This window comes from Rhodanobacter sp. Soil_C_14, from assembly GCF_057657335.1.
This window is the reverse complement of the sequence record NZ_JBDGIQ010000001.1, coordinates 290834-306271: the sequence shown is the minus strand read 5'-3', so window position 1 is coordinate 306271 and position 15438 is coordinate 290834. Positions and strand designations below refer to the sequence as shown.

Sequence of the window (15438 nt, the reverse complement as noted above, 5' to 3'; positions counted from 1 at the left end):
TGAATTCAACCGTGCCCCCTGCGCACGACTCCGACGCGGAGTGTAGCGGGTCAAACCGGTCAATTGCGCGCAGGACGTCACATACTGACGTGTCGCGTCAGGTCGGCCGGCCGCGCCGGCGACTTTCCGGCGGGGTCGACTCTCTGCCAGCGGGGCTGCTTCAGCCCGGGCGGTGGCCCAGCCGCTGACCGACCTGCACCGCCTGCTGCGGCGCGAGCGGATCCAGCTCGGCCATGCCTTCGGGCAACAGCATGATCACGGTGGAGCCCATGTTGAAGCGCGCCATCTCGGCGAAGCGCTCCAGGGTGATGTTCTGGCCGGCGAAGGACTTGCGCCTGATCGACGAGGCGTAGGGCGGAATCACCAGGCCGTCCCACACGGTGGCCACCGACGAGACCAGGATCGCGCCCACCATCACCACCACGAACGGCCCGTGCTCGCCATCGAAGTGGCAGACCAGCCGCTCGTTGCGGGCGAACAGGCGGGGGATTGCGGCCACCGCGAACGGTGCCACGCTGAAGATCCGGCCAGGCACGTGCACGGTTTCGCGCAGCGTGCCCTGCAGTGGCATGTGCACCCGGTGGTAGTCGCGGGGCGACAGGTAGACGGTGACGAAGCGGCCGTTGTGGAAAGGTGCGGCCGCGGCCTCGTCGCCGCCGAGCAGTTCGGCGGCGGTGTATTCCTGCCCCTTGGCCTGGAAGATGCGCCCCTCGACGATGGCGCCGGACTGGCTGATGCGGCCGTCGGCAGGCGAGACCAGGGCGGCCGGATCGGCGTCGGCCCGGCGTGCATCCGGGCGCAGCTTGCGGGTGAAGAACGCATTGAAGTGCTGGTAGGCCAGTGGGTCGGGCTGCGCCGCCTCGGCCATGTTCACCTGGTAATTGCGCACGATGGTGGTGATCAGCCAGTTCTTCCACGGCGCGAAGGTCCAGCGCGTGGCCCAGTAGACCAGGCGCGACAGGAAGCGGTGGGGCAGGGCGTACTGGAGGAATACTTTGAAAGTCATCCGCCCAGTATAGAGGGATACCGGCGCCGTTCACCCCGGGCGCAGGTTTGCAGGTGGAACGACCGGCCACTCGTGGTGATGCCCCTCGACTCCGCTGCGCCACGCCCCGGGCGAACGGTTGAGGTTACTGCCGAACCGAGGGCCAGCCGGCCCCGCTCCTGGCCGTATAATGCCCGGCCCCTCGCCGCACCCATGGATCGCCGTGACCGCCGAACTTGCCACCATCATCGACTTCATCCGTTATGGCGCCAGTCGCTTTTCAGCCGCCGGGCTGACCTTCGGCCACAGCCACGACAACCCGATCGACGAGGCCACCCACCTGGTGCTGGCCAGCCTGCATCTGCCGCCGGACATCCCGCCTGCCTACGGCGCGGGTCGGCTCACGGCCGAGGAGCGGGCGAACGTGCTGGCGCTGATCGAGCGTCGCGTGGGCGAGCGCCTGCCGGTGGCCTACCTGGTCGGCGAAACCTGGTTCGCCGGGCTGAAGTTCAAGAGCGACCGCCGCGCCCTGGTGCCGCGTTCGCCGATCGCCGAACTGATCGAGTCGGGCTTCGCGCCATGGCTGGATGAGCGCCACATCGAGCGGGCCCTGGACCTGTGCACCGGCTCGGGCTGCATCGGCATCGCGATGGCCGAGTACAACCCTGAGTGGCGGGTCGACATCGTCGACATCAGCGACGAGGCGCTGTCGCTGGCGCGCGAGAACATCGTGTTCCAGCACGTCGAGGACCGGGTCGAGGCGATCCGCTCCGACCTGTTCGCGGGCGTGGCGGGGCGTCAATACGACCTGATCGTGTCCAATCCGCCTTATGTCACCGAGGATGAGTACGCCGCGCTGCCGGGCGAATACGCGCACGAGCCGAAGCTGGGCCTCACCTCCGGCATCGACGGCCTGGACCTGTGCCTGCGCATGCTGGACGAGGCGGCCGACTACCTCACCGAGGACGGCCTGCTGATCGTCGAGGTGGGCGAGAGCGAGCATGCGCTGGCCGCGCTGCTGCCCGAAGTGCCGTTCATCTGGATCGAGTTCAAGGTCGGCCAGATGGGCGTGTTCGCGCTGGAGCGGCGCGATCTCGTCGAGCATGCCGACGCGATCAAGGCCGCGGCTGCCGCGCGCCGCCCGGGCTGAACGATGGAGCTGGTCACCGCGCGACTGCGGATCGATGCGCTGCGACCAGCCGACGCGCAAGCCCTGTTTGCCTGCCGCGCCGATCCGCGGGTGGCGCTTTATCAAGGCTGGTGCCCGGCCGATCTCGCCGCGGCCGGCGAGTTCATCGCGGCGCAGCCGGCGTCGCCTGCGCATGGCTGGTTCCAGAGCGCGATCCGCTTGCGCGAAGACGGCGCCCTGGTCGGCGACCTGGGCGTGTGCCTGCCCGAGGATCCGCGGGATTCGGTCGAGTTCGGCGTCAGCCTTGCCCCGGCCTGCCAGGGGCTTGGCTACGCCAGCGAGGCCGTGCGGGCGCTGCTGGCCTTCGTCTTCGGCGAGCTTGGCCGCCATCGCGTCCATGCCTCGGTCGATCCGCGCAATCTGGCCAGCATGGTCATGCTGCGGGCGCTGGGCATGCGCCAGGAGGCGCATCATCGCGAAAGCCTCTGGTTCAGGGGCGAATGGGTCGATGACGTGATTTTCGCCATGCTCGACCACGAGTGGCGCGCGCAGCAGGCAGGCGAGGCCCATCACGGTTAAGCTGTGCCGGTTTCCCTGTGGACGTCCAAACCCCGTGTCCAGCAACGCGTTCGGCAAACTGTTAACCGTCACCACCTTCGGCGAGAGCCACGGGCCGGCGATCGGCTGCGTGATCGACGGCTGCCCGCCGGGGCTGGCGATCGGCGCTGACGAATTTCGCACCGACCTCGATCGCCGCGCCACCGGCCGCAGCCGCTACACCTCGCAGCGGCACGAGGCGGACGAGGTGGAGATTCTTTCCGGCGTGTACCAGGGCAAGACCACCGGCACGCCGATCGCGCTGCTGATTCGCAACACCGACCAGCGCAGCAAGGACTACGGCGAGATCGAACAGACCTTCCGCCCCGGTCATGCCGACTACACCTACTGGCAGAAATACGGCATCCGCGACCCCCGCGGCGGTGGGCGGTCCTCGGCCCGCGAGACCACCATGCGGGTGGCCGCCGCGGTGATCGCCAAGAAGTGGCTGGCCGAGCGTCATGGCGTGCGCGTGCGCGGCCACCTGGCGCAGATCGGCGAGATCCGGCCCGCCGCCTTCGACTGGGATGCGGTGGAGCAGAACCCGTTCTTCTGGCCGGATGCGACCCAAGTGCCGGCGCTGGAGGACTACATCAACGCGCTGCGCAAGTCCGGCGATTCGGTGGGTGCCCGCGTCAACGTGGTCGCCGATGGCGTGCCGCCGGGCTGGGGCGAACCGATCTACGGCAAGCTCGACGGCGACCTGGCCAGTGCGCTGATGTCGATCAACGCGGTCAAGGGCGTGGAGATCGGCGACGGTTTCGCCGCCGTCGCCCAGCGCGGCAGCGAGCATCGCGACGAGATGCATTTGGACGGCTTTACGTCCAATCATGCCGGCGGTATTCTCGGCGGCATCAGCAGCGGTCAGCCGGTCACCGCCTCGATCGTGCTGAAACCCACCTCCAGCATCCTGATTCCCGGCCACAGCCTGAACCTGGCCGGCGAGCCGGTGGACGTGGTCACCAAGGGGCGGCACGATCCCTGCGTCGGCATCCGCGCCACGCCCATCGCCGAAGCGATGATGGCGCTGGTGCTGATGGACCACGCGTTGCGCCACCGGGCGCAATGCGGCGACGTGGGTGCGGTCGCGCCGCGCATCGCCTGACCTTCAACCGCAGCATCCGGAATCACGCCGATGACCGACAAGCCGCGCGTCTGGGTTTCCCGGCCCACCTTTCCGGGGATCATTGCCCGGCTGGAGCCGCATTTCCAGGTGACCGTCGAGGCGGAGGAGCGCAAGTTCAGCCAGTCGGAACTTGCGGCTCGGCTGGCCGGCCAGGACGCGGTGATCGTCGGGCTCAAGGATCGCATCGGCGCGGCCGAGATCGGCGCGGCGGAGCGCCTGCGCATCGTGGCCAACCTGGGCGTGGGCTACGACAACATCGACCTGGACGCCATGAGCGCCGCCGGCATCGCGGTGTCGAACACCGCCGACGTGCTCAACGAAAGCGTGGCCGACTACACCTGGGCCTTGCTGTTGGGCGCCGCGCGCCGGATGGGCGCCGCCGAGCGCTGGCTGCGCGCCGGACACTGGCAGGCCACCGAATTCAAGGCCTGGCTTGGCACCGACGTGCGCGGGCGCACGCTGGGCATCCTGGGCATGGGTCGCATCGGGCAGGCGATCGCGCGGCGCGCACTCGGGTTCGGCATGCCGGTGATCTACCACAACCGCACGCCCCTGCCCGAGGCGGACGAGCGGGGCTGCAACGCGCGTCATGTCGACAAGCAGCCACTGCTGCGCGAATCCGACTTCCTGGTGCTGGCGCTGCCGCTGACCACGCAGACCCGCCATGCCGTGGGCGCCGCCGAACTGGCCCAGATGAAGCCGACCGCGATGCTGATCAATATCGCCCGCGGCGGCATCGTCGACGACGCGGCGCTGGCCACGGCGTTGCGCGAACGCCGCCTGGCCGGTGCGGCGCTGGATGTTTTCGAGGGCGAGCCGAAGGTTCATCCGGGCCTGCTCACGCTCGACAACGTGGTGCTCAGCCCGCATATCGCCAGCGCCACCACCGAAACCCGCCGCGCGATGACCTCGGTGGCGGTGGACAATGTGCTGGCGATGTTCGGCCACGGTTCGCAGGCCGGGCGTCCGCCCAATATCCTCAACCCGAACGTGCTGTGAGCGGCACGGTCTTCCTATTCCGAGAGCAAGCCACCCCATGAGTCAGAAGAGCAGTTACAAGGTCGCCATGGTCGGCGCCACCGGTGCGGTCGGCGAGACCGTGCTGGCGATCCTCGCCGAGCGCGATTTCCCGGTCAGCGAGCTGGTGGCGCTGGCCAGCGAGCGTTCGGCCGGCGGCAAGGTCAGCTTCGCGGGCCGGGATATCACCGTGCAGTTGCTGGACACCTACGATTTCGAAGGCGTCGACATCGCGTTCTTCTCCGCGGGCGGCTCGGTCAGCCGCGAACACGCGCCGCGGGCGGCGGCAGCCGGTGCGGTGGTGATCGACAACACCTCCGAGTTCCGCTACCAGGACGACATCCCGCTGGTGATCAGCGAGGTCAACCCGCATGCGATCGCCCAGTACACCAGTCGCGGCATCATCGCCAACCCGAACTGCTCGACCATGCAGATGCTGGTGGCGCTGGCGCCGATCCATCGCGCGGCGCAGATCGAGCGGATCAACGTGGCCACCTACCAGTCGGTTTCCGGCGCCGGCCGCAGCGGGATGGAGGAACTGGGGCGGGAAACCGCGGCCCTGCTGAACTTCCAAAGCGTGGAGCCGGGCAAGAAATTCCCGGCCCAGATCGCGTTCAATGTCATCCCGCAGATCGACGACTTCCAGCCCAACGGCTACACCAAGGAGGAAATGAAGCTGGTGTGGGAGACCCGCAAGATCCTGGAGGACGAGTCGATCCAGGTGAATCCGACCGCGGTGCGGGTACCGGTGTTCTATGGCCATTCCGAGGCCGTGCACATCGAGACCAGCGAAAAGATCACTGCCGAGCAGGCCCGCGAACTGCTGCGCCAGGCGCCGGGTGTGGTGCTGGTGGACGAGCGCAAGCCGGGTGGCTATCCGACCCCGGTAGGCGAGGCGGCCGGTGCGGACGGGGTCTTCGTGGGACGGGTGCGCGAAGACATCTCGCACGACCGCGGGCTGGACCTGTGGATCGTGTCGGACAATATCCGCAAGGGCGCGGCGCTCAATGCGGTACAGATCGCCGAGTTGTTGATCGAGGACTATCTCTGAAATGCGTTTGATCCAGGTATTTGCATTGGCTTGTTTTGTGTCGGCGGGGGCAGCCTGGGCGACAGCCCCGGCGCAGGCGCAGCCGGGAGCCGCTGCTGCCGCCCGGGACGGGGCCAGCGCGCAGCGGAAGGTGGCGCGCAGCGAGGCCGAGGTCAAGCGCCTGAAACGCGACGTGCAGCGCCGGGAATCGGACAGCAAACGGGCTGGCGAGCGCCTGCAGGAGCAGGACAAGACGATCGCCGAGCTGCAGAAGCAGCTGCAGGAATTGCAATCCGGCCAGTCCGGCGGGCAGCATTGAAAGGCGATGCCGGGGTGAGAACACACCGCAGCAATGTATCGCAAGTATTCGTCGCGCCTATTGTTGATTGGCCTTCATGTAACTAAAGTGGCACCTCGATTGGGGTCGTGGTCGTCAATCGCGGCAACGCCAACCTAGAGAGTTGCGTCAGGATCGTTCGGGGGAACACGCATGAATCGTTCGTTGAAATTGTCGGTGCTGATCGCGCTGGCGCTGGGCACCAGCCAGGTGATGGCCATGGATCTGGGTCAGATCCAGGTCAAGTCGGCGCTGGGCCAACCGCTGCTGGCTGAGATCCCGCTGCATTCGGACAATCCGGCGGAGCTGCAGAATCTCAGTGTCCAGCTGGCTTCCAGCGAGGAATTCGCACGCGCCGGCATCGTGGGCGGACGCACCTCGATCCCGCTGCACTTCAGCGTGGCCAACGCCGGCGGCGCCCATCCGGTGATCCGCATCACCAGCAGTACGCCGGTGGATGACCCCTTCCTCGACCTGCTGCTTGAGGTGAACGGCAAGGCGGGCAAGAGCGTGCGCGAGTACGCGATCCTGCTCGACCCGCCGAATGCCGCCGCGAAGGCCCCGGTGGCGGCGACTCCCGCGCCCGTCCGCCCTGCGTCGCACCCGAAGGCAGCTGCCGCACCCGTCGCCGCAGCGCCGAAGGCGACCGCGCCGGCCCCCGTGACAAGGCCGGCCGCGCCGGTGGCCAGCAACGGCCAGCTCGGTCCGGTCGAGCGCGGCCAGACCCTGTCCGGCATCGCGCGCAACGTGGCTCCGTCCGGGGTCGACGTGCAGCAGATGATGCTGGCGCTCAAGCAGGCCAACCCTGACGCGTTCTACCGCGACAACATCAATGCATTGAAGAGTGGCGTGGTGCTGCGCGTGCCGACCTCGGCCGAGGCGCAGGCGATGTCCATCGCCGCCGCTGCCGCCGAAGTCCGTCGCCAGAACAGCGACTGGCGCGCCGGCGTGCCGGGCAAGCCCACCATCGTGGCCGATGCCGCCACCAGCGGGTCGACCTCCAGTGCCTCCACCGGCGCTGCCGGCAACGGCGACCGGCTCGCACTGGTGCCGGCCAGGCAGGGCAGTGGTGCCGGAACCCAGGGCGCGGGCTCGAGCGACAAGTCCACCGCCAGCCTCCGCCAGGATCTGCTGCGGAGCCAGGAAAGCCTGGCCAGCCTGCAGCAGCAGAGTACGGACCTGAAGACCCGGCTGAAGGACCTGGGCGACATCAACAGCAAGAACGAACGACTGCTGTCGCTGAAGGACAACGAGATCGCCGAGCTGCAGGCCAAGCTGGCCGCCGCGAGGAAGAGCGCCGGCATGCCGGCGGTTGCCGCCAGTGCGGCCAGGGTGACGGCTGCTCCGGCACCCGCCGTGCCCGCGCCGGTTGCGAAGACCGAGCTTGAGGCGGCCCATGCCAGCACGGCCATGACGCCGGCTGCAGCAAACACGCCCGCGCTGGCATCCACCGCGGCCAGTGCCCCGGTTTCCTCCGCCACCACGGTGACCACACCTCTGGCGGACTCGGCTGCAATCAAGCCGGTCGAACCGGTCAAGCCGGCAGTGACCAAGCCGGTCGCGCCGGCTCCCGCGCCGGTCGAGGAGCAGCCGTGGTACATGCAGACCTGGGCGTGGGCTGCCGGTGCCGGCGCGATCGTGCTGCTGATCCTGCTGGCGATGCTGGGCCGTCGCCGCAAGCCGGCTGCCGCGGCAGCCAAGTCGTCCACATCGCTGGCCGACCGTTTCGGATCCGTGCCCGGCGCTGCCGACCAGGATCTGCTGGGCGACGACGTCGACCAGGAAGAGTTGCTCGACCAGCTGGCCGAGCATCCGGATGACATCGGCCTGCACCTGGAACTGGTCACGCTGTATTACTCGCGCCGCGACGTCGATCATTTCGAAGCCGCCGCCGAGGCGATGCACGCCCACATCACCGATCCGCAGCAGGACGAGTGGCAGGACGTGCTGCACATGGGCGAGGACCTGGTGCCCGGTCATCCGCTGTTCGATCACCACGAAGCGTCCGCCGCGCACGACGAGGCCGACGCACGCGGCGAGTTCAACATCGACGACTACGCCGACGAGAGCGACGCGCCCACGGTGGTGTCCTCGATGCCGCCGCTGCCAGGCGCCGGCCCGAAGAAGGTCAGCGAGTACAACTTCAACTTCGATCTGACCCATCCCGCCGCAGCGCCGCCGGCGCGCCCGGAAGCGGCGGCAGAAGACGTCACGGTGGTGGCGCCCCGCACTCCCGCGGCGCCGGCGGAACCGGCTTCGGACTGGAATTTCGATGAGGCCGAGCGTGCCCCGGCGAGCCACGACGATGGCCAGGATCTGGGCGAATTCAACGACGATCCGGTGGACACCAAGCTCGACCTGGCGCGTGCCTATGTCGACATGGGCGACGCCGAAGGCGCCCGCGCCATGTTGGGCGAAGTGATGAAGGAAGGCAGCCAGATGCAGCGTGACGTGGCCAAGCGGCTGCTGGACAGCCTGCACTGAGTTTCCTGCTTCGTCTGGATGACGTCGGGTCGGCCTAGCCGGCCCGATGTCGTTTTGGCCTGCTAATCTTCGACGTTTCCCCCTCAGGTTCTGCACGATCCATGCGTATCGCTCTGGGCATCGAGTACGACGGCACCGACTTCTGCGGCTGGCAGCGGCTGAAGCAGGATGTCAGCGTGCAGGGCGCGCTGGAGCGCGCGCTGTCGATGGTGGCCGCGCATCCGGTCGAGGTCAGCTGCGCCGGTCGCACCGATGCGGGCGTGCATGGCCGCTGCCAGGTCGTGCATTTCGATACTGACGCCAGCCGCGACATGCGTGGCTGGGTGCTGGGCAGCTGCTCCAACCTGCCGAACAGCGTGGCCGTGCTGTGGGCGCAGCCGGTGCCGGACAGTTTCCACGCGCGTTACGCCGCGCGCAGCCGGCGCTACCGCTATCACCTGCTGAACCGGCCAGTGCGCGCGGCGCTGGATGCGCGCTATGTCACCTGGGAGCGCCTGCCGCTGGACGCCGGGCGCATGCACGCCGCCGCCCAGGCACTGCTGGGCGAGCATGATTTCAGCGCATTCCGCGCCTTGTCCTGCCAGGCGGCGCACCCGCGGCGAAGCGTGCTGGCGGTGAGCGTGCGGCGCGAGGGCGAACAGCTGTTCGTGGAGATCGAGGCGAATGCCTTCCTGCATCACATGGTGCGCAACATTGTCGGCTCGCTGCTGCCGATCGGCCGCGGCGAACAGCCGGTCGAGTGGATGGGCGAACTGCTGGCCGGTCGTGACCGCCAGGTGGCCGGTCCCACGGCGCCGGCTTCGGGCTTGACCTTCATCGGTCCACGCTACGAGCGTCACTGGCATCTGCCGGACGAGGTCAGCCAGCCATGACCCGGATCAAGTGCTGCGGCATGACCCGGGTCGACGACGCCGTGCTCGCCGCACGGCTGGGTGTCGATGCGATCGGGCTGGTGTTCACCGCGCGCAGCCGACGCCAGGTCGGCCTGCGTCAGGCCCGCGACATCGTCGAGTCGCTGCCGCCTTTCGTGGCGACCGTGGCCTTGTTCATGGACGACGAGGTGAGCCTGGTGGAACAGGTGCTGGAGCAGGTGCGGCCAGCGCTGCTGCAGTTCCACGGAGAGGAAACCGACCCCTGGTGCGCGCAGTTTGGCCATCCATTCCTGAAGGCGCTGGCGATGGGCGAGGGCGCTGCCGGTCTGTCGCGCCGGCACGATTACCCGCATGCCGCCGGCCTGCTGCTGGATGGCCATGCCCGTGGCGAGGCCGGTGGCAGCGGCAAGACGTTCGACTGGTCGCTGCTGGCGGAAGTGCGCGAGAAGCCGCTGATCGTTGCTGGCGGGCTGGACCCGGGCAACGTGGCGGAGGCCGTGCGCATGGCGCGACCGTGGGCGGTGGACGTGGCCAGTGGCGTGGAATCCGCGCCCGGCATCAAGGACCCGGCGCGGCTGGAAGCCTTCGTTCGCGCGGTGCGCGCGGTCGACGCGGAGTAGGCCGCATGCCGACTGCGATCGAGGAATATGGCCAGCGCGGCCAGCCACTCGAACTGGACGATCTGGTCGGCGGCGAGCGGCCGCGGGTGATCCGCGGACTGTGTCGCGACTGGCCGCTGGTGGGCTGGGCGCGGCAATCGGATACAGCGTTCGCGCAAGGTCTTGCCGCATGGGACAACGGCAGTGACGTCGACGCCTTGCTGATGGCGCCGGCCGAGGGCGGCGTGATCGGCTACAACAGCGCCTTCGACGGTTTCAACTATCAGCATCACCGGGTCTCGGTCACCCAGGTGCTGCAGCGGCTGGCCGCCTGCAGCCGACTGCCCGACCCGCCCGGTCTGGCCTTGCAGAGTGCCTTGATCGCCGAGTGCTTGCCGGGTTTTCTCGAACACCATGCACTGGCCTTCCTCGACCCGCAGATCCAGCCGCGCCTGTGGATCGGCAATCGCGTCACCACCCCGGCGCATTTCGACGAGTACGCCAACATCGCCTGCGTGGTCGGCGGCAGTCGGCGCTTTACCCTGTTTCCCACCGATCAGGTGCACAACCTCTACATCGGGCCGCTGGATTTCGCGCCCACCGGTGCGGCGATCAGCATGGCCCGGCTGGACCAGGTCGATGATCCGCGTTTCCCGCGCTTGCGCGACGCGCTGACCCATGCGCAGGTGGCCGAACTGCAGCCGGGCGACGCGATCTACATCCCGCCGCTGTGGTGGCACCACGTGGAGTCGTTGCAGCCGCTCAACGCGCTGGTGAATTACTGGTGGATTCCCGGCAGCGGCCGTGGCCGCGCCATGCCGACGGCACTGGATGGCCTGCTTCACGCCATCCTCAGCTTCAAGTCGCTGGACCCGGTCGATCGCGCGGCGTGGCGCACGCTGCTTGAGCATTACGTGTTCGGAGAAGAAGACCCCGCAGCACACATTCCCGCATCGGCGCGCGGCGTGCTGGGGCCGCTGACGCCAGCGCGGGCCGAGCAGCTGAAAGAGATGATCCGCCGCTATTTGTGACGTGTCGCCGCGGCTCAGCCGCCGGCCAGTTCCTGGCGCAGCCACCGGGCCAGTGCGACGGCGCGACGATCGCCGGAGCGCTGCGGCGTGGCCAGGATCCAGTGGCCCGTGGTGGGCTGGAATCCCCACGGCGCCAGCAGGCGCCCGGTCGCCAGATCGTCGGCCACCAGCGGCGCTGGTGCGATCGCCACGCCCAGCCCGGCGATGGCCGCTTCCAGCAGATGGTAGAGGTGCGGAAAACCCGCGCCGCCGGGCGGGCGCGGGGGCGGCAGATCCATGCCACGCAGCCAGTCCGGCCAGGCCTGCGGACGCGAGGTGGTGTGCAATACCGGCTCGTCGAGCAGGCAGCCGGGCGGCTGCCCCTGCAGTCGCGGCCAGCCGCCGTAGCGCGGGCTGACCACCGGGCCGATCCGTTCCGGCGCCAGCGTGTCGACCTGCCAGCCTGCGGGCCAGGGCGGCGCCGACAACAGCAGCAAGGCGTCCAGCCTGCCCAGTTCCGCCGTCGGCGATGACTCCTGTGCCGACAGATGCAGTCGCAACCCGGGCAGGTCGTGCGCCAGCCGATCCAGCCGCGGGATCAGCCAGCGCGCCAGCAGGCTGCTGGCGCAACCGAGCACGAACGGCGCCTGCGCGTTGTGCTCGCGCAGGGCGGCCCAGCTGTCGCGCAATTGCTCGAAGGCGAGGCCGGCGCCGGCGTGTAGTTGTTCGCCCGCAGCGGTCAGCACCAGTCCACGGCCCTGGCGTGAAAACAGCGGTCGGCCCAGCGCTTCGTCGAGCAGGCGCAGTTGCCGGCTGACCGCGCCATGGGTGACGTGCAGTTCCGCCGCGGCCCGGCCCACGCTGTGCAGTCGCGCCACCGCCTCGAAGGCGCGCAAGGCATTCAACGGTGGCAGTTCGCGCCCTGACATGATTGAGTTTTCCTGAGGTATGGAGGCGATCTTATCGCTTTTCCGCGCAGTCACGACTGCGATAATCTGCAGGACATTCCCGATCCGATGATCGGGATCTTCAGTTTTTCGCACAGGAATCCCGCCATGCCCCCGATCCAGGACTACCACCGCTGGCCCGACGAGCACGGTCGCTTCGGCGACTACGGTGGCAGTTATGTCGCCGAGACGCTGATGGCGCCGCTGGCCGAGCTGGCCGAGGCCTACGAGCGCCTGCGCCAGGATGCGGGCTTCCTCGCCGAACTGGACCGCGACCTGCAGCACTACGTGGGGCGGCCCAGTCCGGTCTATCACGCCGAGCGGCTGTCGCAGCATGTCGGGGGAGCACGCATCCTGCTCAAGCGCGAGGACCTGAACCACACCGGCGCGCACAAGATCAACAACACCGTCGGCCAGGCGCTGGTGGCCCGGCACATGGGCAAGCGGCGGATCATCGCCGAGACCGGGGCTGGCCAGCACGGCGTGGCCAGCGCCACCGTGGCCGCGCGCCTGGGCATGCAGTGCGTGGTCTACATGGGCGCGGTGGACATCGAGCGGCAGAAGATCAACGTCTACCGGATGAAGCTGCTGGGCGCCGAGGTGGTGCCGGTGACGTCCGGTTCGAAGACGCTGAAGGACGCTTTGAACGAGGCGATGCGCGACTGGGTCACCAACGTGGCCGACACCTTCTACATCATCGGCACGGTGGCCGGCCCGCATCCGTATCCGAAGATGGTGCGCGACTTCAACGCCATCGTGGGCCGCGAGGCGCGGGCCCAGGTGCTGGCGCAGTACGGCCGCCTGCCCGACGTGCTCACCGCCTGTGTGGGCGGCGGCTCGAATGCGATCGGCCTGTTCCACGCCTTCCTCAACGACGCCGGCGTGCGCATCGTCGGCGCCGAGGCGGCAGGCGAGGGCATCGCCACCGGTCATCACGCCGCTTCGCTGGCTGCGGGTCGCCCCGGCGTGCTGCACGGCAACCGCACCTATGTGCTGTGTGACGACAACGGCCAGATCACCGAGACGCACTCGATCTCGGCCGGACTCGACTATCCGGGCGTTGGCCCGGAGCACGCGTTCCTGAAGGACGCCGGGCGCGCCGAGTATGTCGGCGTGACGGACGACGAAGCGATGGAGGCATTCCACCTGCTGGCCCGCACCGAAGGCATCCTGGCAGCGCTGGAGTCCAGCCATGCGGTCGCCCAGGCGATGAAGCTGGCGCGCGAGCTGCCGAAGGACGGCATCGTGCTGTGCAACCTCTCCGGTCGCGGCGACAAGGACGTGCACACGATCGCCGCGCGCGAAGGAGTCGAGGTATGAGCCGCATCGATCGCCGCTTCGCCAAACTCAAGGCCGCCGGCCGCACCGGGCTGATCCCGTTCGTCACCGCCGGTGATCCCGCGCCCGGGCACATGGTTGCCCTGATGCATGCGCTGGTCGATGCCGGCGCCGACCTGATCGAACTGGGCGTGCCGTTCTCCGATCCGATGGCCGACGGTCCGGTGATCCAGCACGCCAGCGAGCGGGCGATCGCCCAAGGGGTCGGACTGAAGGAAGTGCTGGGTTGGGTCGGCGAGTTTCGCCGCCGCGATGCAGACACGCCGATCGTGCTGATGGGCTATCTGAATCCGGTCGAGATCCATGGCTACGCGCGCTTCGCGCAGGAGGCCGTGGCGGCCGGCGTCGATGGCGTGCTGCTGGTCGATTGCCCGCTGGAGGAATCGGCCGTGCTGCAGCCGCTGCGCGACGCCGGATTGCAGCAGATCCTGCTGGCCGCGCCCACCACCGCACCCTCGCGTATGGCGCAGCTGTGCGGTTCGGCCGAGGGTTTCCTGTACTATGTCTCGTTCGCCGGCATCACCGGTGCGGCACACTTGAGCACCGGCGATATCGCCACACGCGTGGCGGACATCCGCACCCGGGCGAAGGCGCCGGTGGCGGTGGGCTTCGGCATCCGCGATGCGGCAAGCGCGAAGGCGATTGCCGGTTTCGCCGATGCGGTGGTGATCGGCAGTGCGCTGGTCGAGCGGTTGTCGGGTGCCACCGACGCGGCGGAAATCACCGCCCGTGCGCAAGGTTTCCTGCAGCCGATCCGTGCGGCGCTGGATGCACACTGAAACGGTCGCCTGGCCGTTTCGGGTCAGGAACGTTTGAGGTGTTGCGATGAATTGGCTGCAGAAGATCATGAACCCGCGGACCCGTCCGCAGGGAACCAACGGCGGCAAGGGTTCGGTGCCCGAGGGTGTGTGGGAGAAGTGCGGTGGTTGCGGCACCGTGCTGTACAAGCCGGAACTGGAGCGCAACCTGATGGTGTGCCCCAAGTGCGGCCATCACCACTACATCAGCGCGCGGATGCGGCTGGACGCGCTGCTCGACGACGGCTCGGCGCAGGAACTGTGGGCCAGCCTCGAGCCCACCGATCCGCTGAAATTCCGCGACTCCAAGAAGTACCGCGACCGCATCACCTCGACCCAGAAGAAGATCGGCGAGAAGGATGCGATGGTCGCCATGAGCGGCAAGCTCAAGGGCCGGCCGTTGATGGCGGTGGCCTTCGAGTTCGCCTACATGGGTGGCTCGATGGGTTCGGTGGTGGGCGAGAAATTCGCCCGCGCCGCCGAGCGTGCGCTGGCCGACAAGAGCGCCCTGGTGTGCTTCTCCGCCACCGGCGGCGCGCGCATGCAGGAAGCGCTGTTCTCGCTGATGCAGATGGCCAAGACCTCGGCGGCACTGGCGCGCCTGCGCGATGCCGGCGTGCCCTACATCAGCGTGCTGACCAACCCCACCACCGGCGGCGTCTCCGCCAGCCTGGCGATGCTCGGTGACATCAACATCGGCGAGCCGAAGGCGCTGATCGGTTTCGCCGGTCCGCGGGTAATCGAGCAGACCGTGCGCGAGACCCTGCCGGAAGGTTTCCAGCGTTCGGAGTTCCTGCTCGACCACGGCGCGATCGACATGATCGTCGACCGCCGCGAGATGCGCGACAAGCTGGCCGACCTGTTCGGCATCCTGACCCGGGCCGATCGCGCCGCCTGAGTCGAGGCATTCGGTTGATCATGAGCGATGCCGCCTGCAGGCGGCATCGTCGTATCCGCCGCAGGGTTTTCCACAGCGGTTGTGGAAGTGTTGCGGCAAACCCTGTGGACAAGCGCGATTCCCCACTTGCCGATCAGTGACTTGCTACGCGCTGGTCACGAACTGTCCAGATCGCGGTGACCGGTTTCGCGCGTTCGCCGCATGCGTGCGACGCCAAGTTTTCCACAGCTGGTGTGGGTGTCTTCTGTACAAGCCTGTGGACAATCGTCGTT

Annotated in this window: 15 protein-coding genes; 13 read left to right on the top strand and 2 right to left on the bottom strand. The window is 68.3% G+C overall.

Annotated features, from left to right (window positions below; translation table 11 throughout):
- Positions 1 to 160: 160 nt before the first annotated feature.
- Positions 161 to 1006: an archaetidylserine decarboxylase gene (gene asd / locus AC3A56_RS01415; protein ID WP_056765752.1), complete on the bottom strand. Its 846-nt coding sequence runs from the start codon at positions 1004 to 1006 to the stop codon at positions 161 to 163.
- Between the two features lie 169 nt (positions 1007 to 1175).
- Between asd and prmB the strand changes: the two genes are divergently transcribed.
- From prmB to AC3A56_RS01365, 10 genes are all read left to right on the top strand, one after another.
- Complete coding sequence (gene prmB / locus AC3A56_RS01410; protein WP_487769095.1) at positions 1176 to 2135, top strand: ribosomal protein L3 N(5)-glutamine methyltransferase; 960 nt, start codon at positions 1176 to 1178, stop codon at positions 2133 to 2135.
- A 3-nt stretch (positions 2136 to 2138) separates the two neighbouring features.
- The gene (locus AC3A56_RS01405; RefSeq protein WP_056718721.1) at positions 2139 to 2693 is read left to right on the top strand and encodes a GNAT family N-acetyltransferase; all 555 of its coding nucleotides are present in this window, start codon (positions 2139 to 2141) and stop codon (positions 2691 to 2693) included.
- A 34-nt stretch (positions 2694 to 2727) separates the two neighbouring features.
- Positions 2728 to 3816, top strand: a complete 1089-nt coding sequence (gene aroC, locus AC3A56_RS01400; RefSeq protein WP_487769094.1) for a chorismate synthase — start codon at positions 2728 to 2730, stop codon at positions 3814 to 3816.
- 30 nt (positions 3817 to 3846) lie between these two features.
- Complete coding sequence (locus tag AC3A56_RS01395) at positions 3847 to 4836, top strand: 2-hydroxyacid dehydrogenase (RefSeq protein ID WP_487769093.1); 990 nt, start codon at positions 3847 to 3849, stop codon at positions 4834 to 4836.
- Positions 4837 to 4873: 37 nt separating this feature from the next.
- Entirely contained in the window at positions 4874 to 5905 is a 1032-nt protein-coding gene (locus AC3A56_RS01390) for an aspartate-semialdehyde dehydrogenase (RefSeq protein ID WP_487769092.1), read from the top strand.
- Position 5906: 1 nt separating this feature from the next.
- Positions 5907 to 6203, top strand: coding sequence for a hypothetical protein (locus tag AC3A56_RS01385; RefSeq protein ID WP_487769091.1), 297 nt, complete (start codon positions 5907 to 5909; stop codon positions 6201 to 6203).
- Between the two features lie 171 nt (positions 6204 to 6374).
- Positions 6375 to 8705, top strand: coding sequence for a motility hub landmark protein FimV (locus AC3A56_RS01380; protein ID WP_487769090.1), 2331 nt, complete (start codon positions 6375 to 6377; stop codon positions 8703 to 8705).
- 101 nt (positions 8706 to 8806) lie between these two features.
- Positions 8807 to 9577: a tRNA pseudouridine(38-40) synthase TruA gene (gene truA, locus AC3A56_RS01375; RefSeq protein WP_487769089.1), complete on the top strand. Its 771-nt coding sequence runs from the start codon at positions 8807 to 8809 to the stop codon at positions 9575 to 9577.
- Positions 9574 to 10197, top strand: a complete 624-nt coding sequence (locus AC3A56_RS01370; protein WP_056718728.1) for a phosphoribosylanthranilate isomerase — start codon at positions 9574 to 9576, stop codon at positions 10195 to 10197. Before truA ends, AC3A56_RS01370 begins: the two co-directional genes overlap by 4 nt.
- Before the next feature lie 5 nt (positions 10198 to 10202).
- Complete coding sequence (locus AC3A56_RS01365; RefSeq protein WP_487769088.1) at positions 10203 to 11207, top strand: cupin-like domain-containing protein; 1005 nt, start codon at positions 10203 to 10205, stop codon at positions 11205 to 11207.
- Between the two features lie 14 nt (positions 11208 to 11221).
- On the opposite strand, the gene AC3A56_RS01360 is transcribed toward AC3A56_RS01365, so the two are convergent.
- Positions 11222 to 12115 (bottom strand): LysR family transcriptional regulator, encoded by an 894-nt coding sequence (locus AC3A56_RS01360; RefSeq protein WP_487769087.1) that lies wholly within the window; start codon positions 12113 to 12115, stop codon positions 11222 to 11224.
- A 126-nt stretch (positions 12116 to 12241) separates the two neighbouring features.
- On the opposite strand from AC3A56_RS01360, the gene trpB reads away from it, so the two are divergent.
- Genes trpB through accD form a run of 3 tightly spaced genes read left to right on the top strand, consistent with a single transcriptional unit; the run spans position 12242 to position 15166 of the window.
- A complete protein-coding gene (gene trpB / locus AC3A56_RS01355) occupies positions 12242 to 13453 on the top strand; it encodes a tryptophan synthase subunit beta (RefSeq protein ID WP_056719136.1) in 1212 nt (403 codons plus the stop codon).
- Positions 13450 to 14250 carry a tryptophan synthase subunit alpha gene (gene trpA, locus AC3A56_RS01350; RefSeq protein ID WP_487769086.1) on the top strand — a complete coding sequence of 267 codons (801 nt, stop codon included), beginning with the start codon at positions 13450 to 13452 and terminating at the stop codon, positions 14248 to 14250. Before trpB ends, trpA begins: the two co-directional genes overlap by 4 nt.
- Before the next feature lie 46 nt (positions 14251 to 14296).
- Positions 14297 to 15166 (top strand): acetyl-CoA carboxylase, carboxyltransferase subunit beta, encoded by an 870-nt coding sequence (gene accD, locus AC3A56_RS01345; protein ID WP_487769085.1) that lies wholly within the window; start codon positions 14297 to 14299, stop codon positions 15164 to 15166.
- Positions 15167 to 15438: the final 272 nt, after the last annotated feature.